Source organism: Gemmatimonadota bacterium, assembly GCA_016704275.1.
GTDB lineage: Bacteria > Gemmatimonadota > Gemmatimonadetes > Gemmatimonadales > GWC2-71-9 > Palsa-1233.
Genome location: JADJAK010000001.1, coordinates 400,096 through 425,363 on the forward strand (window position 1 = coordinate 400,096; position 25,268 = coordinate 425,363).

Here is a 25,268-nt window from a genome sequence, read left to right on the forward strand (position 1 = left end):
CTCGCGCCGTCCCTCCGGACCCCCTGGCCTACTTGCCGATCGGCTTGCCGAGCTCCACGACGATGCTGTCGATGGCGGCAATCATCCGGGTGCTTCCCAGCGTGTGATGATTGGCCTGGATCGAAAAGACCAGGACGCGGCCATCGCTCCGTTCGACGTACCCGCTCAGCGAATTGACCCGCGAGATGGTGCCGCTCTTGGCTCGAACCCGCCCCTCGATCGGTGTCCCGATGAAGCGGCGGCGCAGGGATCCGGTCGCCCCACTCTGCGGCAGCGCGGCCGCGATCACGTCGTAGCGCGGATGTTTCCTGATGTAGCTGAGCATGGTGGTGAAGGCCCGCGGCGCGATCAGGTTGTTGGCCGCGAGTCCCGAGCCATCCTCCACGGCGATCTCCGTCGAGTCGACCTTCATCGAGTCGATCAAGAAGCGTCGCGTGACACGGCGACCCTCCTGCCACGATCCGGCGTTGCCGAACTGTTTGCCCACCTGCTTGAGCAGCGTTTCGGCGAACCAGTTCTGCGACGAATTCAGGATCGGAAAGATCCAGTCGGCCACCGGCCGTGAGCGCACCTCGGCGAGTGCGGGCGCGCCGCGGGCGTGGCGATAGGCGAGCGAGTCCGTGGTGGACCGCGTGGCGCCGCGGACGACGATCCCCTCTGCGGCCAGTTCTCGGCGCAGGGCCAGCGCCGCATAGCGATTGGGGTCTTCCACGGCGGAGTTCTCGGTGCGGGCGGCGGTGCCGGCCGGGAGCGATCCGGAGGCCACCCAGCCGCTGCCGTCAGCGCTTCGGAGGATGTCGAACGTGCTCCGGCTCCCCTTGGGACCGGTCTCCGCGCGGAGCTCGAGGCGACCGGCCCCGACTTCCGGACTCATGGTGATCCGGGGCGGGATGCCGGCACTGTCGCCCGCCGTGATCCGGAAATCGACGCTGTTGTCGTTGAAGCCGAGTCCGGAGACCGGTGCGGCGTACCACCAATTCAGGTCGTACGCTTCCCACGACGGGTGGATCAGCGTCGGCTCGAAGTAGGATCCGTCACCGATGAGATCCCCTGCGATGCTGCGCACGCCGCGGGCGCGCAGCTGCCGCGCGAGCTCGACCAACCTGGCGGCGGGGTCGGTATCGCAGGCGCCGACAACGGTCTCGTCGACGTCGTAGCAGCGCCGCGAGAAGGTCGGATCGCCCCGACCGTAGAACACCAGGTCGCCCTGCAGCACGCCGTCGACGATCGGGCCGGTTCCGTAGAGCGAGGTCGTGACCGTGAACCCCGGATCGAAGAGTGCGGCCGCCACGGTTGCCACGACGAGCTTGGTGTTGCTCGCGGGGATGAAGAGGCGGTCAGCGTTGCGACCGTAGAGCAGGTGGCCGTCGAGGTCGGTCACCGCGACGCCCCAGAGGAGCCGGTCGAGTCCGGGTCCATCGAGTCGGGCATCGAGTCGCTTGGTCAGCGACTGCGCGGTGAGCGGGGATGCGGCCACGAACAACGCGGCGAGCAGGAGGCGACTACGAGCGATCATGGGCGACTCGGGGGTCGGCGGCGGCGTAGCAGAGGTCGGTGATCAGGTTGACCAGGACAAAGACCAGCGAAAGAAAAAGTATCCCACCCTGAATGGCCGGGAGGTCGCGCTTGTCGATGGCGGTGAGGATATACCGCCCCACACCGGGCCAGGAGAAGATCGTCTCCGTGAGGATCGACCCGGTGAGGTACGATCCGAAGTCGAGGCCCACGACCGTGATGATCGGCAGCAGGGCATTGCCGAGCGCGTGACGAAGGATCACGGTGCGCGCCGGCAGTCCCTTGGCGCGTGCGGTGCGGACCAGTTCGGAGGTCAGCACCTCCCGCATCGCCGAGCGCGTCATCCGGGCCAGGAAGGCGATCGACCGCATCCCGAGCGTGACGGCGGGGAGGACCAGGAAGAGCAGCCCGCCGTACCCCGATGGGGGAAACCAGCGCAGCGTCACGGCGAAGCCGAGGATCAGGAGCAGGCCAACCCAGTAGACCGGGAAGGAGATGCCGAGATAGGCGCCCAAGGTCGCGATGCGGTCGCCCCACGACCCTGGACGGACCGCCCCCCAGATGCCCACCGCGAGGCCGAGGGTGACGGCGATCAGCATCGCGGCGCAGGCGAGCTTCAGCGTGGCCGGGAAGCGCTGACGGAGTTCACGCACAATGGGACGCCGGGTGATGTAGCTGCGGCCGAGGTCGCCGCGGGCCACGCCGGCCACGTAGCGGCCGAAGCGGACCGCGATCGGGTCGTCGAGTCGGAGATCCGCGCGTGCGCGGGCCACGGCAGCCGCATCGGCGCGCTCGCCGACGATCGCCGCGACCGGGTCGCCCGGTGCGAGATAGAGCAGCGCGAACGTCACCGCCAGCACACCGAGGAGCGTCGGCACGAGCAGCGCCAGCCGGAGCAGGATGTAGCGGATCACCGAACTTCTCGGACGGTGGACCAGCGCTGGCCGGTGAAGACCACCGGATAGCTCCAACCGGTGATCGACGGCTGGCGGGCCCAGAGGTCGGTCGGGAACCAGCAGAAGATCCAGGGGGCGTCGTCGAAGACGGCCTGGTCGATCCGGCGGAGGAGTGCCGCCTTGGCAGTCGAGTCGGGCGTACCGCGCGCCGTCACGAGCATCGAGTCCAGACCCGGTCGCTTCAGGAAGGCGTAGTTCCCACCGGTACCGGCGTTGCTGGAGTGGAAGAGCGGAAAGGTGAAGTTCTCGCCGTCGGGGTAGTCCGCCCACCAATCGGAGAGAAAGAGATCGGCGTCGCCCTTGCGGGCCGCGGCGCGCGCGGTGGACGCGTCACGTTCGACGATCTCGACCTTCACGCCGACGCGACCGAGGTCGGCCTGCACGGCCTGGGCAATGCGCGCGAACTCGGCGCGCGGTGAGCGCCAGAGCTGCAGCGTCATTCCGGTGGCGAAGCCCGCCTCGGCCAGCAGCGCACGCGCCTTGGCCTGGTCGAACGCGTAGCGGGTTCGGGTGCTGTCGTAGCCGTCGAGCCCCGGCGGGATACTGCCTGCCGCGAGGACGCCGCGGTGGTGCATGACGCGGTCGAGGATCGCGGGGATGTTGACCGCGTGATTGAGGGCGCGGCGGACGCGAACGTCGGCGAGCGGGCCGCGAGTGGTGTTGATGGCGATATAGACGGCGCGCATGGCGGCGCGGCGTTGCAGCACCCGATCGGTGGCGGCCTCCCAGACTGCGGTCTCGCTGACGGGGATCTCGACGACCGAGAGTCGTTTCGATTCGAACTCGGCACCTTGGGTGAACGTCTCGGGAATGATCCGAACACGCAGCGTGTCGCTCGCGGCGGGGCCGCCCCACCATTCCTCATTGCGGGCAAAGACCAGGAGATCGTCGTGCGACCAGCTCACGAAGCGCCAGGGACCGCTACCGACCGGCGCCTCGCCGAACTCCTCGGGGGTCGGCGTCGGCACGATGGCGGCGACCGGCATCGCGAGCAGTTTGGGGAAGATGTTCAGCGGTTCGGCGAGCGTGAACGCGATCGTGGAATCGTCGATGGTGGTCAGGCCGACCAGTGTGGCCGCGCCCGAATCGGCCACGGCGGCGGCGCCGAGGATCGGCAGCAGCGGCCAGATGCGGCCGCCCTCCTTTCGCATCCGCAGGGCACGATGGAAGGAGGCGACGATGGCCGCCCGATCCACCGCCCGCCCGTCGTGGAAGCGCACGCCCGACCGGAGGCGGAAGGTCCAGGTCGTGCCATCGGGCGACGGCCACCAGGCCGTGGCCAGCCCGGGCACCAGCCGGCCATCGGGATCGAACTGGGTCAGGTTGTCGAACAGGAGCGCGACGGCTTCGCCGGTCGGCACGTCGGTCGAGAGCGCCGGGTCGAGCGAGCGCGGGTCGGCGGTCCAGTAGTAGGTCAGCCCGGGGGGGATGCCGCTGCCACAGGACGCCAGCAACAGGGCAAGGAGCGGGGCGATGGCGCGGGGCATCAGGCTCCGATCTGCGGCGGGGACGTTGGCGTAACCCCTTCAACTAACCAGATTTAGGAAATGCGGTCAATGCTGCGTTCTGATGGTCCTCGCACCCTCGCCTTCGGGCGGTGGGCGCTGGCGCTTGCGCTGGCCCTCCTGCCGGTCGCCGGCGGCCTCGCGGCGCAGGAAGAAGCGCTCATCGTCCGCCAACTGGACTTCTCGGGCAACAAGGCGCTCGACGACGTCACGCTGGCCGCGGCCATCAGCACCACGAACTCGTCGTTCTTCGCCACCAACTGGTCGGCGCGCTGGACTGGCCTGGGCACCAAGCGCACGTTCAACGAGCAGGAATTCCGTCGCGACGTCGAGCGGCTGCAGGCGCTCTACCGGCGCGCCGGCTATCGCGAGGTGGCGGTGGACACGGTGGTGCGGCGCACCGCGGTGGACGTGTACATCAGCATCACGATCAAGGAAGGCGAGCCACTCCGGCTGACGTCACTCGCCCTGCTTGGCCTCGACAGCGTCCCCGAGCGCGAACAGCTGGTGCGCGACCTGCCGATCGCGGTGGGCGACGTCTTCTCGCGATTCACCCTGGCCGCGGCACGCGACACGATTCTCGCGCGGCTCCAGGACCTCGGCTACCCAAGTTCGTCGGCACTCCCCGGCCGATTCGGCGAGGACGTGGACGGTCACGTGGCGCAGGCCACCCTCGAGTTTCACACCGGACCACCGGCGGTGTTCGGCCCGGTCACGGTGACGGGCCAGACGCGCGTCGATTCCGGCTTCATCGCCTCGCTCGTGTCGGCCCGCCCCGGCGCGCGCTACCGCTACAACGACCTCTTCCGTTCGCAGCGCGCGCTCTACGCCTCGGAGCTGTTCCGGGTGGCGGATGTCGTCATCGACACGGCGCAGTTCAGCATTGGCGACACGATCGTCCCGCTGCTGGTGACGGTCGCGGAGGGCCGCGCCCATCGGGCCCGCGCCGCCGTCGGCTTCGCCACCAACGACTGCTTCCGCGTCGGGCTCGGCTGGACGGCGCGGAATTTTCTGGGCGGCGGCAAGCTGCTCGACATCAGTACCCGGCTCTCCAAGATCGGCGTCGGCGATCCGCTCGACTTCGGGGCGCGCAACTCGATCTGTTCGCCCCTCCGCGACGACTCGGTCGGATCGCGGCTGGCGAATTACGGCCTCGACGTCTCGCTGCGACGGAACGGCTTCCTCTCACCCGACAACACGCTGACGACGTCGCTCTTTGCCGAGCGGCGCAGCGAGTACAAGGTCTTCCTGCGCGAGGAAGTCGGCGCGGGGGTGTCGATGACCCGGGAGACGGCGGCGCGCATTCCGATCACGCTCTCGTACCGCCTCTCCTACGGCTTCACCAACGCGAACCCTGCCTCCTTCTGCGCCTTCTTCAACGCGTGCGCGGCTGCTGACATCGCGCAGTTGCAGCAACGTCGCGTCCTCGCCACGGTCGGCCTCTCCGCCGAGCGGGTGCGGGTGAACAACCTCCTTGATCCGACGCGCGGCAGCATCCTGACGGCGGAGGCGACCGTCTCCTCCAAGCTGCTCGGCTCCTCTGCCCAGCAGCAATTCACCCGGGTCGTCGGCGACGCCTCGGGCTTCGTGCCGCTGACGCGGAGCGTCACACTGGCCGGACACCTGCGCGTCGGGGCGGTCTTCTCGCCCAAGTCTGATTTCAGCACGGGTAGCGGCAACTTCGTCCCCCCGGAGCAGCGGTTTTACGCCGGCGGGCCGAACGATGTGCGCGGCTATGATCGCAACGAGCTCGGGCCGGTGGTGTACGTCGTGCCTGCTGATTCGGTGCGGGCGGACGACACCTTTCCGGCCTCGGAGGCCAGGATCTCGGCGACCGGCGGCAGCCGCGTGGTCGTGGCGAACCTGGAGCTGCGGCTCCCCTCGCCGATCTTTTCCCCGCGGATGCGATTCGCCGTCTTCACGGACGTGGGCGCGCTCTGGGATCAGGGCGGCACCGCCCGCTGGCGGATGACGCCCGGCGTGGGACTTCGCTTCGCCTCGCCGCTCGGCCCGATCCGGCTCGACATGGGGTTCAACCGGTACGAGCTGGAATCGGGCACGGTGTACACCACGACCGCCGCGGGCGACCTTCGGGTGATCGACACGGGGTTCGTGCGGAAGCGCACGCGCGACTACACCATCCACTTCTCGGTGGGACAGGCGTTCTGATGCGTCGGGTGCGCCTCTTCCTGACCGCCGGTTTCGTCTGGCCCCTGCTGGTGCTGTTCGGCGGCCTGCTCGGAACGGCCGCGGCCGTGCTCTGGTCGCCGCCGGGGCAGCGGTTGCTGGCCCGGGTGGTGACCACGATGATCTCGGGACGGGTGGCGGGGCGCGTCGAGATTGGTGGCATCCGCGGGTCGTTGCTCGGACACGCGGTGCTGGAGCGGGTCGCCGTCCGCGATTCGCTCGGTGGTCTGGTGCTGACCGCCGAGCGGCTCGAGGTGCGCTACACGTTGCCCGAGCTGCTGGCGGGACGGCTGGTGTTTCACGAAGTCCGCGTCGAGCGTCCGGTGATCCACCTGATCCGGCTGCGGCGCTCGCGATGGAACTACGAGGAGGTCTTCCGCAGCAAGCCGGGTACTCCGGGTGGTTCATCGGCGCTGGTGGAGCTGCATGACCTGGTGATTCGCGGCGGCACCATTCGGGTCGACGTGGCGACGACGCCGCACGCGCCGAAGGTGCCGACATCACGCAACGGCGCGGCCCCGGCCCAGCCGCGCATCGAGGCGAGTCCGGATGGTCCGGTCCGTGTCTACGGCCTCAGCGAGTTGGATGCTCGCATCCCGCTGGTGCGCATCTCGACGCCGGCGCGCGATCCGATCCTGGTGCGCATCGCCGAACTGCGGGGCACGCTCGCCGATCCTGCCTTGACGATCACCGCGCTGCAGGCCGAGATCATCACGGCGGGTGATTCGTTGCGGTTCACGCTGGACCGCGCCGCGATGCCGGGGACCATCGTGCAGGGGGGCGGCGCGGTGCGCTGGCCGCAGGACACCGTCCTCTTCGATTGGGCGCTGAGCGCCGACACGGTCGATCTCGATGACCTCCGGTGGATCTCGCCCGACTTTCCGTCGTGGCAGGGCCGCGGCGAGGTGGTCGCCCGTTCCAACAGCAACACCCAGACCGAGTACCGACTGGAGAAGCTCACGCTCGGGCACGGCGTGACGCGCGCGGTGGGCCGCATGGTGGCGATCGTCGACACCAAGCGCGGGCTCGGCTTTCGCGACCTCGACCTGATGCTGACCCAGACACCGCTCGCCGTGATGCGCCCGTACCTGGACACGCTGCCGTTCGCGGGGATGCTTGAGGGGCGCCTCCGCCTCGATGGCTTCCTCGATGCCATGCGCGTCGCCGGCGACCTGCGGCTCGCCGATGCGCTGGTGCCTGGGCAGCCGATCTCGACCTTCCGCACCGACGGCGTGATTCATTTCGGCGGGGACGAGGGCGCCGTCTTCGATGGCTTCCAGCTGCTCGACGCGTCGGTCGCGCTCGGCACGGTGCGCCGGGTCGTGCCGGCGATGCTGCTCCCGGGGCAGTTGCATCTGGTCGGCCGCCTCAACGGCCCGTGGCAGAACGCGCGGTTCGACGGGTTGGCCGAGCACATGGCGCCGAACCAGGCGATGTCACGGCTGCTCGGGGCGGTGCGCCTCGACACCCGGCGCGAGGTGCTCGGCGTCGAGATGGATGCCACCTTCGACCGGCTGTCGTTCGATGCCTTGCGATCCGGCTATCCCTCGTTGACTCCCCACGGCGGGCTCACGGGACGGATCGTCACCCGCGGCTCGCTCGAGTCCCTTTGGCTCGACGCCGATGTGACCGGGGACCTCGGGACGATCCGCGCGTTGGGGACCATCACCGCCATGGATCCGCGCTGGGCGGCCGATTCGCTCGACCTGACCTTCAGTCGCGTCGACCTCGACGCCTTGCTTGGCAAGGGTGGTTCCACCGCGCTCAACGGCCGGATGCGGCTGCACGGTGCGATCGACTCGCTGGTACCGCCCGACGGGTCGGTCGTGATGGACCTCGATCGATCCCGCGTGGGCGGGCTCACGTTCGATCAGGCGACGCTGCGCCTCGGTGCCGCGGCGGGCATGCTGCAGGTGGATAGCGCCGAGGTTCGTTGGCCCGAGGGTCAGATCGTGGGCCGCGGCGCGATCGGCTGGGCCGTCCCCGATTCGGGCTCGCTGCACCTCGAGGCGTGGGCCGCCTCACTGCAGCCCTTCGACTCGCTGCTGCGCGCGGCGACCGGCATCGTGCGCGACACGCTGGCGCCACGGACGCTTGATGGTCTGGCACGGTTGGCGATCGACCTGCACGGCTCGCTCGACCGCGCGGCGGTCGTGGCGCGGCTCGATGCCGAAGATGTGGTGCTCGATCAGTGGCGGGTCGGCGTGCTCGGCGCGGATGTCACGGCCGATTCGCTCGGAGCCAAGGGGCTGACGCTGGCGCTGACGGCCGATTCGCTCGGCAACGCGACGCTCCTGGGTCGGGCCGTGGCCGTGCAGCTTCGCGGCCGCGCGGACTCGCTGGCGTTCACCGGCGAAGGGCAGCTCAACGGACTGCAACTCGCGACCGCCGGCACGTGGCAGGGAGACTCGACCAAGCAGCGGATCGCGCTCGACTCGCTGGCGCTGGCCTTCCCGCGGCAGCAATGGCGGCTCGAGCGGCCGACGCAGTTCCGGCTCGCCGATGGCCTGGCCACGCTCGACGACACCCTGGCACTCCGCACCCGTGACGGCAGCGGAGCGATCACCCTCTTCGGCAGTTTCCCTGGTGATGTCCCCGGCACGATGACCGCGAGTGCGGTGGGCCTCGACCTCGCCGACCTCGTGGGCCTGATGCAGGGCGACACCAGTGCCGTGGCGGGCCTCGCGGCGCTCGACCTGCGCCTGGGGGGCACCCGCGAGGCGCCGACGATCCGCGGGAGCGCGGCCGTGACCGGCCCGGTGCTCGGATCGGTGCGGGCCCCCATGGTGCGCGCGGCCTTCGACTACGAGTCGCGGATGCTCCGGTCGCACCTCACGTTCTGGCGAACGGGCGATGCGATGCTTGACGTCGATCTCGCGCTGCCGTTCGACCTCGCCCTGGCCGCCCGCAGCGACCGCAAGCTGCCGGGCCCGATCGCCATCACTGCGCGGGCAGACTCGGTCGACCTCGCCGTCTTCGAAGCCTTCACGCCCAACATCCGGAACGCCAGCGGGATCGTCCAGCTGGACCTGCATGGCAGCGGCTCCTGGGCGGCGCCGCGCCTCGGTGGGTCGCTCTCCGTTCGCAACGGCCGCATGCGGCTCCCGTCGCTCGGCGCGACCTACGACCAGGTGGACGGCTGGGCGCGCTTCAGCGGCGACTCGCTGCTGCTCGACTCGCTCTCGATGAATGGCGATGGCGGGACGCTGCGCACCACCGGCAGCGTCCGCTTCGACCAGCTGACGATGCCGGTGCTCGACCTCACCTTCGACGCGCGCGGCTTCCTGGCGATGAACGTGCCGAACTACCTGAAGCTGCGGGCCGAGCAACTGAACGTCACCTTGCGCGGTCCAGTGGCGCATCCGGTGCTGCGTGGCAGCGGCACCCTCTCCGGCAGCGTGCTCTACTTCGCCGACCTGGTGACCAAGGACATCATCGACCTCGAAGACCCGGCCTACCTCGACCTGGTCGACACCCTCGCACTCCGGCGCCGGCGGCTCGGCGCGGCGTTCCAGAACCGCTTCCTCGATTCGCTCCGGATCGAGGGGCTGCGCTTCCGCCTCGGCACCGAGGTCTGGCTCCGCTCGAGCGAGGCGAATGTGCAGCTCGAGGGCTCGGTCACGATCGACAAGGTGCGCAAGCAGTACCGGCTCGCCGGCACCTTCACCGCGCCGCGCGGCACCTACACGCTGAAGATTCCCTACCTGCCGGCGCGCGACTTCACGGTCGAGAGCGGAACGGTCAGTTACTTCGGATCGCCCGACCTCAACGCCGAACTCGACCTGCAGGCCCGACACATCGTGCACACCTCGGATGGCGAGGACGTGCCGATCGTGGCGCACATCGAGGGGAGCATCCAGGTGCCGCGACTGACGCTGTCGAGCCCTGGGCGCAACCTGCCCGATCGCGACCTGATTTCCTTCCTGATGTTCGGAATCCCGCAGGGGCAGCTCGGCGGGAGTCAGCGAGCCCAGGTCACCTCGACGGCGCAGTCACTCCTCGCCGGCGCCTTCACCGGCGAGCTGTCGCGACTGGCGACGGACGCCGGCTTCGACCTCTTCGAACTGCGCTCGGGGATCCTGGAGCAGCGGCAGCAGCAGGGGCCGAGCCTGACGCAATTGCTCGCCGGCTTCCAGCTCTCGCGCCGATTCTTCGCGACCTTCAATGCCGGCTTCTGCACGGGGGGCGGGTCGAACAGCCCGGTCTTCTCGCGCAACAACCTCGGGGCGTCGCTCGAGTATCGCCTCTCCCGCGAGTTCCGCCTGAAGGCCTCGGCCGAACCGGTCGGCACCTGCCAGGCCAACACCGCCAGCACGCTGCTACCACGGCGCTACCAGTTCGGTACCGACCTGCTCTGGGAACGGGAATACTGATCGTGACGACGTCCATCCTGATTGCCAATCCGAATGCAGCCCGCACGGCGGCGGCGACCGTGCGCCTGATCGAAAAGGTGATGACCGGTGCGGGGTGGTCGGTCGAGGTGCTGGCCACGGGCGGGCCGGGCGATGCGCGTCGGCTCGCCGAGTACGGCGTGGCGCAGGGTGTCGATGTCGTGGCCGTCTTCGGCGGCGACGGCACCACGATGCAGGCCGCGGCCGCCCTGGTGGGCACCGACGTGGCGCTCGGCCTGCTGCCGGGCGGCACCGGCAACCTGCTGGCGGGCAACCTGCGGCTGCCGAGCAACCCGGTGAAGGCCGCGGAGTTGATGGTGCGCGGCGTGCCGACGCGGCTCGACCTCGGGCGGATGGAGCGGCCCGATGGCGTGCACTATTTCGCGGTGGCGTGCGGGGCCGGCGTCGATGCGCGCGTGATGGTCGAGACCGAATCGGCGATGAAGCACAAGTGGGGGATGATGGCGTACGTCGCCACCACGTTGCGCATCATTCCGGAGATCCGGAGCGTCCCGTTCCTCGTCACCGTCGATGGGGTCGAGCAGCAACTCGACGCGGCGATGCTGATGGTGGCCAACTGCGGCGAAGTGATCCCCCCGCTCGTGAAGCTGGGCGCGGGGATCTCGCCCCACGACGGCTTGCTCGACCTGGTGGTCTTCCAGGCCAACAAGTTCGGGGGCTCGGTTCGGGCGGTGTGGGACCTCCTGCGCGACGCGGAGGGGACCTTCGGGAAGGATGTCTTCGTGGGGTATGCCCGCGGCAAGGAAATCTCGGTGCGGGCCCTGGATGGCGAGCAGCCGGTCCAGATGGATGGCGAGGGCGGCGGCGAGACCCCGTTCACGGCCACGGTGGTGCCGGGCGCGATCGCGGTCATGTTGCCAGCAGAATTGCGGGCGGGGTGATATTGTCAGTAGCAGGGCGGGGCCATCGATGATCGATCATCGATGATCGATCATCGGGTCCGCTCAGGTTCACCATGCCCGGAAGGCTCTGGATGCCCAACTCGATTCTGCTCATCGATGACGACCTCGCCATCCTCCGCTCGATCGGGGCCCTCTTCGAGCAGCGGGGATGGGACGTGTATCGTGAGCTGACCGGGGAGGCGGGGCTGGCGACATTTGCGCGCTCGCTCCCGGACGTCGTGCTCCTCGATCTGAACCTGCCGGGGATGGACGGGCTCGAGGTGCTGGAACAGTTGCGCGGGCGCGACACGGCGGTGGTGCTGCTCACCGGCGACAACGATGTGGCCGCCGCGGTGTCGGCGATGCGAAGCGGGGCCGAGAACTTTCTGGTGAAGCCGGCCGAGGCCGAGCACCTGCTCGCGACCTGCGAGCGGGCGGCCGAGAAGGGGCGACTGCGCCGGGTCAATCGGAGCCTGATCGGGCGCGGCGCGCCGGTCGAGGGCTTCGACGGACTCGGTGTGTCGCCGATGATGAAGGAGGTCGCACGGCAGCTCACGCTGCTCGCCCGGAGCGACGGCACGCCGGTGCTGATCCAGGGCGAACCCGGGACGGAGAAGGTGGAGATTGCCCGCCTGCTCCACGACGCGTCGCCTCGCGCCACGGCGCCCTTCATCGAACTCGCCGATGGTGCTGGTGATCCGGAGTGGCTCGAGACGCTGTTGGTGGGGCGGGAGGGCGGCGACCCGACGTCGGGCGCCGGCGAGCGGCGTCAGGGCATGCTCGAGATCGCTGATGGCGGCACGCTCTTCCTGACGGAAGTCGGTGACCTGCCGGGGCCGCTGCAGGCGACGCTGGTCGGGGTCCTCGAGCAGCACGCCTTCCGCCGGGTCGGGGGTTCCCGCGAAATTCCGGTGGACGTTCGGGTGGTGGCGGCCACCGCGCACTCCGCGTCGGCGCTCCTGAGCTCCGGCCGCCTGCGCGAAGATCTCTACTATCGGTTGAACGTGATGCCGTTGGTGGTGCCGCCGCTTCGCGAGCGCACCCGGGAGGATCTGCTCGGGTTGATTCGTCGGGATCTCCGCGACCTCAGTCGCGCCGCTCCCGGGTCGCCGACGCGGCTGACCGACGACGCGCTGGATCGGCTGCTGGGGTACGGCTGGCCGGGCAACGCGCAGGAGCTGCGCAACGTCATCGAGCGCGCGATGCTGCTCGCGCGCGGTGTCGAGGCCATAGGCGCCGAGCACCTGCCCGGGGAGTTCCGGGCCAAGGGAGGACCGTTCGATCGGCGGCACAATCCGCTGACGATGGAGGAGGTGGAACGGATGCACATCGATCGCACGCTCAAGCACCACGGCGGAAACCGCACGCGCGCGGCCGCCGAACTCGGCATCTCTCGCGCCACGCTGATCGCCAAGATCAAGCGGTACGCGATCCCGCATTGATGGCCACCACGCAGCCTCGGCCCGCCCTGCGCGAGCGGGATGCGATGCTCTGCCGCGCCTGCGGCCGCGAAGAGCGCGCCTCCGAAGGCTACCCGTGCGAGTCCTGCGGCACCTTCGTCTGCCTGGTCTGCACCATTCGCGGCGTAACGCTGTGTCGCGAGTGCGTGGCGAAGGCGAAGGCCTCGTGAACGCGCTGCTCGCCACGGCCGCGGTGGTGCCGGTGCTCGCAACCCACTCACTCGCCGCAGAACAGGTGACCCAGCTCGTCCTCGGTGAGGGCGCGGAAGTGGTCGACCATCATGGCGCGATGCTGCGCATCCGGACCATCCTCGACGATTACGCGGGATGGGTGCACGAGGGCTATGTCCGCCGGCTGCATCTCGGCGACGTCGAGGCATGGCTCTCCACAGCGGCATGGTCCGAGGGGGCACTGCTCCGCGACAGCACCGGGATGGCGATCCGGGCGCCGCATCGCGCCCGGCTGCTGCTGGAGGGGAGCTCGCGCACCCGGCTCCCCGACGGCGACGTGGCCGAGATCCTCGGTGGCTCGGTGCGCCCGTACGGTGACGTGATCCTCGGCAGCCTCGCGCAGGCGCCGTCGACCTGGGCGTGGCGCGAATTTGCCGGTGCGCCGTACCTCTGGGGCGGCGTGACCGCCTCGGGCATCGATTGCTCCGGCCTGGTGCAGACGACCTTTCTCGCGCGCGGCGTGCCGCTCCCGCGAGACGCCCGGCAACAGGTCGACATGGGGCAGCGGATCGAACTCGACGATCGCCGTCCCGACGACCTGCTCTTCTTTCGGGGGGCGGACAGCGATGGCATCACCCACGTCGCCATCCAGGCAGGCGACGACGGCATCGTGCACAGCACGGTGGCGACCGGTCGCGTCACACGCGAAGCGTGCACCGAGGGGAGCCGCGCGGCGCCGCTCCTGGAACGGCTCGTTGCCGTGCGTCGCCTGACCTGATGCGCCGCCTGGTCCTCTTCGACATCGACGGCACCTTGCTGTTGAGTGCCTCGGCCGGTCGGCATGCCATTCAGGCCGCCTTTGCCGAGGAATTCGCCGACCTCTCCTTTTTCGAGTCGGTTCGCTTCGACGGAAAGACCGATCCGCAGATCGTCGGGGAGCTGTACGCGGCCGCCGGCGCGCCGGAGCGGGCCACGCCCGAGCGCACGCTCGAGATCCTCGATCGCTACGTGAGCCACCTCGAGCGAGAGGTGTCGCTGCGCGCCGATCGGGTGCAGCCGCTTCCCGGGATCGTTCCGCTGCTCGATGCCTTGGCCGAGCGTCCGGCGGCCGTCGTCGGACTGCTGACGGGCAACATCGTGCGCGGCGCAGCGCTGAAGCTCGGCGCAGCGGGGCTGGCGCTCGAACGCTTCACGCTCGGCGCCTACGGCTCCGACAGCGGACATCGCCCCGACTTGCCACCGATCGCCGCAGAACGGGCGGCGGCCCACTTTGGCCGAGTGCCGTCCGGCGCCGAGGTCGTGATCCTCGGCGACACGCCGGCTGATGTCACCTGCGGCAATTCGATCGGGGCACGGGCCATCGGTGTCGCGACCGGAGCGTATTCGCGCGAGGAGTTGCTCGCGGCCGGGGCGTACGCCGCGTTCGACACCCTGGCCGACACCGAGGCGGTGTTGCAGGCCATCTTCTGACGGCGCCCCTTTCGGCGGACCTCGGTCGACTGGCACTTCCCGCCGCGGCGGCCCCTTTCGACGGCGTGCGGTTGGCTCTGCTCGATCGGCTGGTGAGCGTGGCCGCGGCCGAGCGCCTCGACCATGCGGCGTGGGAAGCGGCCTTCGCCGAGGCGGCCGGGGCCCTCCGCGATCGGGTGATGGCCCAGGCGGCGGAACTGGTTGAAGGCGCGGCGCGCGAGGCGCGCCTCCCTGCCGCTCGACTGCGCGCACAGTTGCCCGACGCGGAGCGTGGTGAGGCGCTCCTGAATCGGCTGCTGGCGTGCGCCATGCCGCTGGAGCGGCTCGCGGGCGAGGGCAGCGGCCTGCTGAGTCGTCGTGCCCGCGGGGCGGCCCTGGAGGCCGCCTGGGAGGCTGCGGTGGCGGTCGCCGTGAGTGAGCTCCGCAGCTGGCGCCAGCGGGCTGCCGTGGTCGCGGCATGGCGTCGCCCGCTCGCCCGGGTGGTGGCATCGGTCGGCGGGCTCGCGGTCGTGTTGACCGTCGTCTCTGCCTGGTTGGGCGGCCAGCTCACCCCCCCGGAATGGTTCAGGCCAGTCCATGCCGCCTTCTGGAGTCTGCCATGGCCGTGATCGGGCTGGGCCTCGACGTCGTCGAATTGCCCCGGGCCCGGGCGCTGCTCGCGCGGCACGGCGAACGCATTCTGGCGCGCACGTTGACCGCTGAGGAGCGTCGCTACCTCGACAGCCTCGGTGACCCCGCCCCCGCCTTCGCCGCCCGTCTGGCGGCCAAGGAGGCGGTCTACAAGGCGCTCCAGGTCCTCCCCGGCGCCCGCGCGGTGGGCTGGCGCGAAATCGGCGTGCGCCGCCTTCCCGACGGACGGCCCGAGGCCGTGCTGACCGGCCGCGCCGCGGACCTGATCGCCCCGCATCAGGTCACCGTGCACCTCTCCCTCAGTCATAGCCGCGACGTCGCGGCGGCGGTCGCGATCCTCGAGGGATGATCGATCGTCGATGATCGATCATCGATCATCGATGGTTGTCCCTTCCCATTCCGACTGCCGCACTCTACTTTCTTGCGTCTCCTTCAAAGCGTTTGAGAATGAATCTCATCTATGCGGTCCTCCTGTTGGCTTCTCCGACGGCTCCGGCCACCGACTCTGCGGTCGTCGCCCGGCGTGTGGCCGCGTCGGCCCAGTTGGCGGCCCAGGAGTACCGGATCGGGGTTGTGGGCGGGAAGATCGTGGCGGCGGCAGAGGTCGAGGAGGCTCGGCTCTTCCTGAACGAAGCGATCCGCTCCGCGAAGCTGCTCCCCGCCATCGCCGCCGGACCGACCGTCGCTGGCCTCGAGCGGGCCCTGGGCTTCGTCGAGCGGACCGGCGCACCGGACTCCGTCGACCTTGCCGTCCGGCAGCTGACCGACGCGCTTGCCAGCAGCCTGCAGGTGGTGCTGGTCGAGATGCCGGAACGGACACCGTCGTTGGCGCGAGGCCGCGAGTTGTTTCAGCGCGAGTGTACGGCGTGCCACGGCGAGTTGGGCAAGGGCGACGGGGCCGCGGGCCGGGCGCTCAAGCCGCCGCCGCCGAGTCTGGCGGACCCCGCGGGCCTGATGGCCGCCACACCACTGAGCTACTACCAGCGCATCACGATGGGCGTCAACGGCACGGCGATGCCGGCCTTCGAGAGCCGCCTCCCGCTCGAGGATCGCTGGGCGCTGGCCGCCTACGCGTCGACGCTCCGCCAGGCCGCGCCGAGCGGCGTCGTGCCGGAACGGATGCAGACGTTCGCCGCCGTTGCGAAGCTGACCGACAGCGAGATTCTCGCGGCGCTCGGCGCTGGCGCCACACGCGGGGAACTCGCGGCCGTCCGGACCTTCCAGACGACCGACGACGAGACGGCGGTGATCGCCGGCGTCTTCGCGACGGTGCGGGGCAAGGTGTCGGAGTCCACCACCCTCGCAGGTCAGGGTCGTCACACCGAGGCCGTGGCCGCGGCGTTCGATGCCTACCTCGCCTTCGAGAAGGTCGAGCGGGCGGTTCGCACTCGCGAGCCCGCACTCGCCACCCGGCTCGAGACGTCGTTCGCCACGTTGCGCGCCCGCGCCGGCGGCGGGGCCACCGTGGCGGAACTCGATGGTCTCGCACGCAGTCTCGCCGCCGAGCTGGAGCAGGCGGAACGCACCGTGAGCGACCAGGTCTCGCCGACCAACCTCTTTGTGCAGTCGTTGATGATCATGCTGCGCGAAGGGCTCGAGGCGATCCTGATCATCGGGGCGCTGATGGCCTTCCTGACACGCGTCGGGGCGGGGCATCGTCGCCGCGACATTCACATCGGCGTCGGCGCCGCGGTGGCCCTCTCGCTGCTCACGGCCGTGCTCCTCGAGACGGTGTTCGCACTTTCGCCGAGCAACCAGGAGACGATGGAAGGCTTCACGATGGTCGCGGCGGTCGGTGTGCTCTTCTACGTGAGCTACTGGCTGTTGTCGAAGATGGAACTGCAGAAGTGGAACGCCTTCGTCAAGGACAAGATGCAGGAGGCCGTCTCGGGCGGTTCCGTCTTCGCGCTCGCCTCGGCGGCGTTCCTGGCGGTCTATCGTGAAGGCTTCGAGACGGTGCTCTTCTACAAGGCGCTCTTCCTCTCCGGCGGGACCGGCTCGTTCGCGCCGGTGGTGCTGGGCATCGGTGTCGGCAGCGTCGTGCTGGCGATCGTGTACGTCGCGATCAATCGGTACGGCGTGCGGCTCCCGCTGAAGCCCTTCTTCGCGGTGACGTCGGCGTTCCTCTACTACACCGCGTTCGTCTTTGCCGGCAAGGCCGTTGCCGAGTTGCAGGCCGGCGACACGCTCCCGACCACCATGCTGATCGGCTGGCCGCGGTTGCCGGCGCTTGGGATCTACCCGACGGTGGAATCGATGCTGGCGCAGGGCGCGCTGGCACTGCTCGCCGTCGTCGCGCTCGGCTGGGTGTTCCTGGTACAGCGCCCGCGCGATGCCAGGCGCTACGCTGCGGCCGCCGAGGCACCGCCCGAGCCGCAGCCCGATCCGATGCGCGGCTCGGTGGCGGATGGGCCCGGTGTCGAGAAGGCCGTGCTGCGGTCGCTGGAGCGGATGGAAGGGGACCTGGCGGCGATTCGCGGCGAGGTGGAGCGGTTGAAGCAGACGGTGGTCGATGCGGCCGTTGAAAAGTCGTAGGTCGTAAGTCGTAGGTCGTAGGTCGCATTGATCTACGACCTATCACCTATGACGTCCAAACAAAATCGCCCGGCCAACTCGGCCGGGCGATTCTGTTTGGGAGGTCCTAGAGCGCCCCCTGAGTTTACGAAGACGAACAGATGTGTTCGCTTCACCCTTCTTCGCCCTAGGACTTTCTCGTTGTGACGTCACCAGCAACGCCATCGTGGACACACGTTACGCATCTTCGGGAAAGCTGTCAATAGTGCGGGAATCACGTGTTTTGAGATCCCTTTTCCAACCAAATTCCGGGTGAAATTGTCCCCTTTTTGCTCAACATCGCGATGAGTGCGCCACCACTGATGATCAGCACGATCGACGTCAACTGCGCGAGGGTGAAGACACCGAAGATGCGATCATCCTTCGCGCGAAGAATTTCGACGATGAAGCGCTCGACGCCCGCGAAGACGAGATACGCCCCGAAGAGCCACCCGGTCCCGCGCGGCGACAACCGCCACCGCCAGAGCACCGCGAAGGCGATCAACATCAACGTCACTTCGTAGAGCTGGGTGGGGTGGACGGCGAGGATCGCGTCCGGCGCGGTGCCTGCCGGGAGCGTCACGCCGAACTGCGCTGCGAGGGTCGAGGCGCGCGTGGCGGGCTCTCCGTCCGGGAAGGCGACCGCCCACGGCAGCGTCGTGGGGCGGCCGTAGTCATCGCCCACGACGTAGCAGCCGACGCGGCCGACGGCATAGCCCGCCGCCAAGGCGGGCGCGACGAGGTGCATCGTCCAGCGGATCGGCACCTTGCGCCACCATCCCATGAAGATCACGCCCAGGGTGCCGCCGACGAAGCCGCCATACCACACGAGCCCGCCACGCGAGAGGAGGGCGTCCGCCCCGAACAGTGCCACGTACCAGAGCTTCGCGCCGATGATCCCGCCGATCACGGCGCCCATGACGATGTCGCCGGCGTAGTCCGGCTTGAATCCGAGTCGCCGCCCCTCCTGGTCGGCGATCCACGCCGCGGTCAGGAAGGCAAGCATCATCAACAGGCCGAAGCCGGTGATCTCGAACGGCCCTCGGCCGAAGAGCGGACCGACAGAAAACTTGAGCGGATAGGCGTTGGTCATGGTGTGGTTCCGGCCGGGGGGATGAGTCCCGGGAGGGGGAAGGTGTCGCGTGCCTCAAGGTCGTAGAGGTGCCGTTCGCCGGCGACCAGGCGCCACGCACCGGCCGCTCCGATCATCGCGGCGTTGTCGGTGTTGAGCCGGGGCGAGGCCACCGACACATGGGCGATGCCTTCGGTCGCGCGGCGCAGGGCGTCGGCCAGCGTGCGATTGCAGGCCACGCCCCCACCGAGCACGATCAGCTCGCGCCCGAATTCCTTGGCGGCCGCGACCGTCTTGCTCACCATCACCTCGATGGCGGCGTCCTGGAAGCCGCGCGCGATGTGCGCGCGATCGGCCTCGAGGTCGGGGCTCTGCTGCACTGCGCGCAGCACGGCCGTCTTGAGGCCGCTGAAGGAAAAGGCAAAGCGATCGGCGTGGGCGACGCCCTTGAGGAGCGGGCGTGGGAAGCGGAAGCGCGTCGGATCGCCCGTGGCGGCGAGCTTCTCGATCGCGGCGCCCGCCGGGTAGTCCAGCCCGAGAAGGGCGCCCACCTTGTCGAACGCCTCGCCGGCCGCATCGTCGCGCGTCTCGCCGATCTGGTGATACTCGCCCCAGGCGGGCACATCGAGCAGCAGGGTGTGCCCGCCACTGACGAGGAGCGCCGTGAAGGGCGGTGCGGCCATCGGGTCCTCAAGCGTCGGCGCAAAGAGATGGCCCTCGAGGTGATGCACGCCGACGAGTGGCAGCTGTTCATGCCAGGCCACCGTCTTGGCCCACGTGACGCCGACGAGCAGCGCGCCGAGGAGTCCCGGCCCTGACGTGACGGCGATCCCGTCGATCTCCTGCAGCGTGATCCCCGCCTCGGCAAGCGCCTGCTCCACCACCGGGCCGAGCATCGAAAGGTGCGCGCGCGACGCGAGCTCCGGCACCACGCCGCCGAAGATGCGGTGGACATCCTGCGAGAGGATCGCCAGCCCGGCCAGCGTGGTCACTCCGCCTTCACGCTGCACGACGGCGGCGGAGGTTTCGTCACACGAGGTCTCCAGGGCCAGGACGCGCAACCTACTCCCCCTCGTCGAGGAGGGCCTCGATCCGCGCGCGATTCTCCGCGGACATCCACTCCTCCGCGCCGAGCGCCACCCACTTGACCCGGCCGTCACGGCCGATGAGGACGCTGTGCGGCAGCCCGATGGCCTGGAAGATCTCCTGACTCCGATTGCTACGGTCTTGCAGCAGATCAAAAGTGAGACCGAGCTCGGTGGCGAAGGTCCGGAGCGGTGCAGCATCGCCCTCGTCGAGGGAGACCGCGGCCACCCGAAATCCACGGGCCGCATAGGTGCTATACGCCGCCTGCATCGACGGCATCTCCTTGCGGCAGGGGCCGCACCATGTGGCCCAGAGATTCACCAGCACGACCTTGCCGGCGTACGCCGTGCGGAGGCCGATGGAATCGCCCTGCGTGACGCGCTCGACACGGAAGTCGGGCGCGCGGTCCCCAACGTGGGCACCTTCGGGTGGTGTGGCATAGCGCGTCAGGGCCCACGCGCCGAGTCCGAGGCCGCCGGCGACCAGCAGCACCGCGGCCCAGGTGGAGGACGGCGATCGGCTCACTCCGAGCCGCTCGTCGGCTCGCTGAGGAGCTGCTCGATGATCTTCCGGTTGCCCGGCGAGGCCCACGGGTGCGAACCGTACACGATGCGCACGAAGCGGCCGTCGCGCGCGATCAGGTAGCTCTGCGGCACCTTCGGCGACTGGTACAACTCCTGGATGGTGCCTTCGGGATCCTGCAGAATGTCGAACGTCACATGGAACTCATCCATGAACTTCATGACATCGGCTGCGGCGCCCTTGTCCACCGACACCGCCGCGATCCGGAGCCCCCTCGGCTGCAGCGCCCGGTAGAGCGAGTCGAGCGCGGGGATCTCCTCGCGACACGGGCCGCACCAGGTGGCCCAGATGTTCACCAGCGTGACCTTCCCGCGGTACTCGGCGTGGAGCGACACCGGCGTGTTGGTCGCCAGGTTCGTCACCGTGAAGTCCGGCGCGGTCGCGCCCACCTCGATGCGGGGCGGTGCGTTGCGCACCATGAGCGTGGTGCCGATGCCGATGGCGGCCACCACGCCGATCACCACGAACCATTGCCGATTCATGACCCCTCCGTGCCGTCGGCGGCTCGGTGCAGTGCCCGCACGGCCCCCGCAATGTCGGGTTGCCCGAAGACGGCCGTGCCGGCCACGAAGGTGTCGGCGCCCGCCTGGACGGCCGCGCGGATCGTCTTGGTCGTGATGCCGCCATCCACCTCGAGGATCACGTCCTGGCGGCCATGGCGATCGAGCAGTTCCCGCACGCGGCGGATCTTCCCTGTGGACGCCGGCAGGTAGCCCTGCCCGCCGAAGCCGGGGTTCACCGACATGATCAGCACGAGGTCGAGGTCGTCGATGACTTCCTCGAGGCACGACACGGAGGTCGACGGGTTGAGCACCAGCCCCGCCTTCATGCCGCGCTCGCGTGCCGCGGCCAGGTGACGCTGCACGTGGATCGTCGACTCCGGATGGAAGGCGAAGACCGCGGCGCCCAGCTCGGCGTACTCGGCGAGGTACTGTTCCGGCTTCTCGACCATGAGGTGCACGTCGATCGGCAGGGTGCTGAGCTTGCGCAGGGCGCGGATCATCGGCGCGCCGAAGGTCAGGTTCGGGACGAAGTGGCCGTCCATCACGTCGACGTGCAACCAGGCTGCGCCGCCCACCTCGGCCTCGGCGATCTGCTCGCGCAGGCGACCCAGGTCGCAGCTCAGCACACTCGGGGCAATTTGAATGTTCACTCCATCGCTCCACTCACGGACAGCGCGATCGGCTGTCCTTTGGTGACTAGTGTACCAACGGCTGGTGTCTGTGCGACCACCGTGCCCGGCGCTCCCTCGAACCGCTGCGTCAGGGTGCCAACCGTCAAGCCGACAGCGGCGAGCCGATCGCGTGCACCATCCAGCGTCAGCCCCACGACATTCGGCACGGCGATGATCGGGGCTCCGCGGCTCACGCTCAGCGTCACCGACTGGCCGAGTCGTGCGGCGACGCCGCTCCCCGGGGTGGTGCCGACGACGGTGCCCACCTCGGCGCTGCTCGGCACCGTGTCCAGCGCGCCGGGTGTCAATCCCGCTGCGCGCAGCACGGCGGTCGCGAGGGCGAGGTCATACCCTTCCAGGTCGGGAATCGCGATCGGCGGCGCGCCACCGCTCAGTGCCAATCGAACCAGCGCTCCTTGCGGCAGGATGGTGCCCGGCGCCGGCGACTGCCACGCGACGCTGCCGTTCGGCGCCTCACCATCAGCCACGGTATCCACCACTCGGCCGCGCAGCGATTGCGCCGTGAGTCTGGCCATCGCCTCGGCGAGCTCGAGGCCGCGCAGCGCGGGGACTTCCTCCCGCTCCGGCACCAGACGCGCAGGGTACAACACGCAGGTCGACCAATATCCCGCCACCGCGGCCACGAAGAGGATCAGGCCGAGGCCGAACGTGGGGCGTCGTCGCCAGCCGTCGTTCATGCCGTGCGCACCATCCTCGCGGCGAAGGCGCCGTCCATGCCGTGGCGCTGTGGCAGGAGCAGCAGGTCACCAGCCGGGGTGAGCAGGTCGGCCGCAAATCCCGGTGGTGGCTGCCGCCGGAACTCCGGGTGCCGCCCCAGGAAGGCGTCAATCTGCAGCTCGTCCTCCTCAGGCTCGAGCGAGCACGTAGCGTAAGCTAGCACCCCGCCAACGGCCACCCGATCGGCGGCGGCATCAAGCAGCTGCCGCTGTTCGGCGGCCAGGCGTTCCAGGGCGCCCTCGCGGACCCGGAGCCGGGCGTCGGGGTGCCGGGCAAAGGTCCCGGTCCCCAAACAGGGCGCGTCCAGCAGGTAGGCCATGACCGGTCGGATCGGCGGATGGAGGGCGTCTGCCATGATCACGTATTCGTGGCCAAGCCCGGCGCGGAGGAGGTTTTCCCGCAGGCGCGGGACCCGACGGCGCCCGAGATCGGCGGCGATCACCCGCGCCGCGTGCCGCGTGAGCCCGAGGGTCTTGCCGCCGGGGGCCGCACAGGCGTCGAAGATCGCCGCCCCCTCGCCGAAGGCGCAGAAGCGGACCACCAGTGCCTGAGCCGGGTCCTGGACGAAGAAATCGCCCGCGTCATAGCCCGGCAGCTGGGTTGGCCGCGTCTCGTCCACCACCAGGCCGGCTTCGAACGGCGCGGGGAAGGAGGCGATTCCGGCGTCGGCAAAGAGCCGCGCCAGGTCGCCCTGCGTCACGCGGGCGGCCTGGACCACCAGCGGCGGATGGCTGTTGTTCCACTCGAGGAGCCCCTCGGTGTCGTCCACCCCGAAGCGGGCAATCCACCGGGCCACCAACCACGCCGGATGCGACCACGCCTCGGAGAGCCGGCCGACGTCATCGCGAATCGGGTCGGCGGTGACCTCGCGCCCCACGGCGGCGACCTTCCGGAGAATCGCGTTGACGAAGCCGCGGAGTCGCTCGCCGGCGACTTCCCCCGCGAGGTCCACCGAGGTCGCGACCGCCGCGTGCGGCGGGACGCGGTCGAGGTGGCGCAGTTGATAGGCGCCGAGTCGCAGCACCTCGAGGCTGGGGCCGTCGACCGAGTTGAGGCCGCGCTTGATGAAGGTCGCGAGCAGCGCGTCGAGGGAGGCGGCCTGCCGGAGCACCCCGGCGGCGAGCTCGTGGGCGAGTCGGCGATCGACTTCGGGCAGGGTGCCGAGGCCGCGCGTGAGGGCGGTGTCGAATGGCACGCCGCGCCGCACCGCGGCGAGGATGCCGAGTGCAGCGCGACGAGGAGCGAGGCCGCGGTCGGTCAGTCGAGCATCCCGGTCGTCGGCGACGATGGAATGGCGACTTCACGGCGGGGCATCCGGCCCGAGAGATACGCCGCACGGCCGGCGTCGACCGCCAGCCGCATTGCGTGCGACATGCCGACCGGATCGGTGGCCTCGGCGAGGGCGGTGTTCATGAGGATGCCATCGACGCCCTGTTCCATCACCAGGCAGGCATCGGAGGCCGTGCCGACGCCGGCGTCAACGATGATCGGCACCGAGAGCCGCGACTTGATGGTGCGAATGAAGTAGGGATTGAGCAGGCCGAGCCCCGAGCCGATCGGCGAGGCGAGCGGCATCACGGCGACGGCGCCGGCTTCTTCGAGGCGCAACGCGGTGATCAGGTCGTCGTTGGTGTAGGCGAGAACCTTGAAGCCTTCCTTCGCGAGCACCTTGGTGGCCTCGAGCAGCCCGGCGGTATCGGGCAACAGCGTGGCCTGATCGCCGATCACTTCGAGCTTCACGAAGTCATTGAACCCGGCCTCGCGTCCGAGGCGCGCGTACCGGATGGCCTCGTCGGCGCTGTAGCAGCCTGCCGTGTTCGACAACAGGAAGAAGCGTTCGGGGGAGAGGTGATGCAGGATCCCCTCCTCGGCATTGCGATCGAGATTCACGCGACGCACGGCGACGGTGACCACCTCGGCCCCCGACGCGGTGATGGCGTCAATCATCTCCTGATTGGTGCGGTACTTCCCGGTGCCCACCATGAGACGGGACCGAAAGGTGACGCCGGCAATCTCCAGCATTCAACCACCTCCGACGAAATGAACGATCTCCACCACATCCCCGTCCGCGAGCGGCGTGCTCGCGAGCGCGGGACGGCGGATGATGACGCGATTGTGTTCGACGACCACCGCGCGCTGGTCAAGCCCCAGCTCGGCGAGGAGTTCCTCGACCGTGCGGGACTTCACGATGTCGCGGCGGTCGCCGTTGATGACTAGCTCCATGCGTGCTCCGGCATCCGTGTTGCACGGTGATCGGTGACCGGTGGCCGGTGACCAGTGGCGCTCAACGCCGCCTCATAGCTATCGTCCGCATCCCACACCGCCCCGATCGCGGCGACGCCCCAGGCGCCGGCGTCTCGCGCCTCGCGCGCGCGTGCGCTGGTGACGCCGCCGATCGCGTAAACCGGACATCCGAGCCGTGCGGTGGCCTCGATCAGGCCGAGGCCGACGCCCGGTCGCCCGGGATGCGACGCGCTTTCCCAGATGGTCCCGACGATCAGTGCGTCAGCCTCTTCGGCGACGGCGGCTTCGGCCTCGGCGAGGGAATGCACCGACCGCAGATGAAGGTAGTCCGGTCCACCGGTGATCCGGCGCAGGTCGGCCAGGGGGAGATCGCTCGCGCGGGCGATCACGCCGTGTGCGCCGCTCGCGCGGGCAATGTCCGCGCGCCCCGTGACGAGGACGCTGGCCATCGGGGGGAGGGCGAGAGCGACGAATCGGACGGCCAGCGCGGTCAGCGCCTCGCCCGACCCGCCGGGCAGTCTCGCGACGAGGGCGACCGTCGGCCCGACGGCCGCGATGGCGGCAGCCCGGATGCCCAGGTCGTCCCGAGCCGCGATGCGCGCGTCGGCCATGGCGAGGAGGCGCGGGAGCGG

At 69.6% G+C, this 25,268-nt stretch carries 21 protein-coding genes and 1 pseudogene; 10 read left to right on the plus strand and 12 right to left on the minus strand.

Translation table 11 applies throughout. The annotated features are described in order from the left end of the window. Positions 1–28: 28 nt before the first annotated feature. Genes dacB through IPG05_01895 form a run of 3 tightly spaced genes read right to left on the minus strand, consistent with a single transcriptional unit; the run spans position 29 to position 3,958 of the window. Positions 29–1,516 (minus strand): D-alanyl-D-alanine carboxypeptidase/D-alanyl-D-alanine-endopeptidase, encoded by a 1,488-nt coding sequence (dacB, locus tag IPG05_01885; GenBank protein MBK6493850.1) that lies wholly within the window; start codon positions 1,514–1,516, stop codon positions 29–31. Then, a complete protein-coding gene (locus IPG05_01890) occupies positions 1,503–2,429 on the minus strand; it encodes an ABC transporter permease (protein MBK6493851.1) in 927 nt (308 codons plus the stop codon). The genes dacB and IPG05_01890 overlap by 14 nt, the downstream gene beginning before the upstream one ends. Continuing rightward, positions 2,426–3,958 carry an ABC transporter substrate-binding protein gene (locus IPG05_01895; GenBank protein MBK6493852.1) on the minus strand — a complete coding sequence of 511 codons (1,533 nt, stop codon included), beginning with the start codon at positions 3,956–3,958 and terminating at the stop codon, positions 2,426–2,428. The genes IPG05_01890 and IPG05_01895 overlap by 4 nt, the downstream gene beginning before the upstream one ends. Before the next feature lie 69 nt (positions 3,959–4,027). Between IPG05_01895 and IPG05_01900 the strand changes: the two genes are divergently transcribed. The 10 genes from IPG05_01900 (at position 4,028) to IPG05_01945 (ending at position 17,722) form a co-directional block, all read left to right on the plus strand. Then, the gene (locus tag IPG05_01900; GenBank protein MBK6493853.1) at positions 4,028–6,145 is read left to right on the plus strand and encodes a BamA/TamA family outer membrane protein; all 2,118 of its coding nucleotides are present in this window, start codon (positions 4,028–4,030) and stop codon (positions 6,143–6,145) included. Beyond that, complete coding sequence (locus IPG05_01905; protein MBK6493854.1) at positions 6,145–10,536, plus strand: translocation/assembly module TamB domain-containing protein; 4,392 nt, start codon at positions 6,145–6,147, stop codon at positions 10,534–10,536. Before IPG05_01900 ends, IPG05_01905 begins: the two co-directional genes overlap by 1 nt. Before the next feature lie 2 nt (positions 10,537–10,538). Beyond that, positions 10,539–11,456: a diacylglycerol kinase family lipid kinase gene (locus IPG05_01910; GenBank protein ID MBK6493855.1), complete on the plus strand. Its 918-nt coding sequence runs from the start codon at positions 10,539–10,541 to the stop codon at positions 11,454–11,456. Between the two features lie 92 nt (positions 11,457–11,548). Beyond that, complete coding sequence (locus tag IPG05_01915; GenBank protein ID MBK6493856.1) at positions 11,549–12,898, plus strand: sigma-54-dependent Fis family transcriptional regulator; 1,350 nt, start codon at positions 11,549–11,551, stop codon at positions 12,896–12,898. Continuing rightward, a complete protein-coding gene (locus IPG05_01920; GenBank protein ID MBK6493857.1) occupies positions 12,898–13,086 on the plus strand; it encodes a hypothetical protein in 189 nt (62 codons plus the stop codon). The genes IPG05_01915 and IPG05_01920 overlap by 1 nt, the downstream gene beginning before the upstream one ends. Continuing rightward, on the plus strand, positions 13,083–13,865 hold the full coding sequence (locus tag IPG05_01925) for a C40 family peptidase (GenBank protein ID MBK6493858.1): 783 nt from the start codon (positions 13,083–13,085) through the stop codon (positions 13,863–13,865). Before IPG05_01920 ends, IPG05_01925 begins: the two co-directional genes overlap by 4 nt. Continuing rightward, positions 13,865–14,557 carry an HAD hydrolase-like protein gene (locus IPG05_01930; protein ID MBK6493859.1) on the plus strand — a complete coding sequence of 231 codons (693 nt, stop codon included), beginning with the start codon at positions 13,865–13,867 and terminating at the stop codon, positions 14,555–14,557. The genes IPG05_01925 and IPG05_01930 overlap by 1 nt, the downstream gene beginning before the upstream one ends. A gap of 65 nt (positions 14,558–14,622) precedes the next feature. Then, positions 14,623–15,165 (plus strand): hypothetical protein, encoded by a 543-nt coding sequence (locus tag IPG05_01935; GenBank protein ID MBK6493860.1) that lies wholly within the window; start codon positions 14,623–14,625, stop codon positions 15,163–15,165. Further along, positions 15,156–15,536, plus strand: coding sequence for a holo-ACP synthase (gene acpS, locus IPG05_01940; protein ID MBK6493861.1), 381 nt, complete (start codon positions 15,156–15,158; stop codon positions 15,534–15,536). Before IPG05_01935 ends, acpS begins: the two co-directional genes overlap by 10 nt. 98 nt (positions 15,537–15,634) lie before the next feature. Next, entirely contained in the window at positions 15,635–17,722 is a 2,088-nt protein-coding gene (locus IPG05_01945) for an FTR1 family protein (GenBank protein MBK6493862.1), read from the plus strand. 253 nt (positions 17,723–17,975) lie between these two features. Here the strand turns inward: IPG05_01945 and IPG05_01950 are convergent, their stop codons facing one another. The 9 genes and pseudogenes from IPG05_01950 to IPG05_01990 form a co-directional block, all read right to left on the minus strand. Further along, positions 17,976–18,833 (minus strand): prolipoprotein diacylglyceryl transferase, encoded by an 858-nt coding sequence (locus tag IPG05_01950; protein ID MBK6493863.1) that lies wholly within the window; start codon positions 18,831–18,833, stop codon positions 17,976–17,978. After that, a complete protein-coding gene (gene tsaD / locus IPG05_01955) occupies positions 18,830–19,873 on the minus strand; it encodes a tRNA (adenosine(37)-N6)-threonylcarbamoyltransferase complex transferase subunit TsaD (GenBank protein ID MBK6493864.1) in 1,044 nt (347 codons plus the stop codon). The genes IPG05_01950 and tsaD overlap by 4 nt, the downstream gene beginning before the upstream one ends. A 1-nt stretch (position 19,874) precedes the next feature. Next, the gene (locus IPG05_01960; GenBank protein ID MBK6493865.1) at positions 19,875–20,423 is read right to left on the minus strand and encodes a TlpA family protein disulfide reductase; all 549 of its coding nucleotides are present in this window, start codon (positions 20,421–20,423) and stop codon (positions 19,875–19,877) included. Further along, positions 20,420–20,962, minus strand: a complete 543-nt coding sequence (locus IPG05_01965) for a TlpA family protein disulfide reductase (GenBank protein ID MBK6493866.1) — start codon at positions 20,960–20,962, stop codon at positions 20,420–20,422. Before IPG05_01965 ends, IPG05_01960 begins: the two co-directional genes overlap by 4 nt. Next, complete coding sequence (gene rpe, locus IPG05_01970) at positions 20,959–21,633, minus strand: ribulose-phosphate 3-epimerase (GenBank protein MBK6493867.1); 675 nt, start codon at positions 21,631–21,633, stop codon at positions 20,959–20,961. Before rpe ends, IPG05_01965 begins: the two co-directional genes overlap by 4 nt. Then, positions 21,630–22,352, minus strand: a complete 723-nt coding sequence (locus IPG05_01975) for a PASTA domain-containing protein (GenBank protein ID MBK6493868.1) — start codon at positions 22,350–22,352, stop codon at positions 21,630–21,632. The genes rpe and IPG05_01975 overlap by 4 nt, the downstream gene beginning before the upstream one ends. After that, complete coding sequence (locus IPG05_01980; protein MBK6493869.1) at positions 22,349–23,587, minus strand: hypothetical protein; 1,239 nt, start codon at positions 23,585–23,587, stop codon at positions 22,349–22,351. The genes IPG05_01975 and IPG05_01980 overlap by 4 nt, the downstream gene beginning before the upstream one ends. Before the next feature lie 62 nt (positions 23,588–23,649). Next, positions 23,650–24,615: pseudogene (gene thiS / locus IPG05_01985) on the minus strand (sulfur carrier protein ThiS). Continuing rightward, complete coding sequence (locus IPG05_01990) at positions 24,606–25,247, minus strand: thiamine phosphate synthase (GenBank protein MBK6493870.1); 642 nt, start codon at positions 25,245–25,247, stop codon at positions 24,606–24,608. The pseudogene thiS and the gene IPG05_01990 overlap by 10 nt, the downstream one beginning before the upstream one ends. Positions 25,248–25,268: the final 21 nt, after the last annotated feature.

Bases quoted from the DNA above. Each gene is read 5' to 3' on its own strand.
- IPG05_01905 (MBK6493854.1), top strand. From the start codon at position 6,145: ATGCGTCGGGTGCGCCTCTTCCTGACCGCCGGTTTCGTCTGGCCCCTG.
- IPG05_01975 (MBK6493868.1), bottom strand. From the start codon at position 22,352: ATGAACGACGGCTGGCGACGACGCCCCACGTTCGGCCTCGGCCTGATC.
- acpS (MBK6493861.1), top strand. From the start codon at position 15,156: ATGGCCGTGATCGGGCTGGGCCTCGACGTCGTCGAATTGCCCCGGGCC.
- IPG05_01990 (MBK6493870.1), bottom strand. From the start codon at position 25,247: ATGGCCGACGCGCGCATCGCGGCTCGGGACGACCTGGGCATCCGGGCT.
- IPG05_01915 (MBK6493856.1), top strand. From the start codon at position 11,549: ATGCCCAACTCGATTCTGCTCATCGATGACGACCTCGCCATCCTCCGC.
- IPG05_01945 (MBK6493862.1), top strand. From the start codon at position 15,635: ATGAATCTCATCTATGCGGTCCTCCTGTTGGCTTCTCCGACGGCTCCG.
- IPG05_01950 (MBK6493863.1), bottom strand. From the start codon at position 18,833: ATGACCAACGCCTATCCGCTCAAGTTTTCTGTCGGTCCGCTCTTCGGC.
- IPG05_01920 (MBK6493857.1), top strand. From the start codon at position 12,898: ATGGCCACCACGCAGCCTCGGCCCGCCCTGCGCGAGCGGGATGCGATG.
- dacB (MBK6493850.1), bottom strand. From the start codon at position 1,516: ATGATCGCTCGTAGTCGCCTCCTGCTCGCCGCGTTGTTCGTGGCCGCA.
- IPG05_01965 (MBK6493866.1), bottom strand. From the start codon at position 20,962: ATGAATCGGCAATGGTTCGTGGTGATCGGCGTGGTGGCCGCCATCGGC.
- IPG05_01900 (MBK6493853.1), top strand. From the start codon at position 4,028: ATGCTGCGTTCTGATGGTCCTCGCACCCTCGCCTTCGGGCGGTGGGCG.
- IPG05_01930 (MBK6493859.1), top strand. From the start codon at position 13,865: ATGCGCCGCCTGGTCCTCTTCGACATCGACGGCACCTTGCTGTTGAGT.
- IPG05_01895 (MBK6493852.1), bottom strand. From the start codon at position 3,958: ATGCCCCGCGCCATCGCCCCGCTCCTTGCCCTGTTGCTGGCGTCCTGT.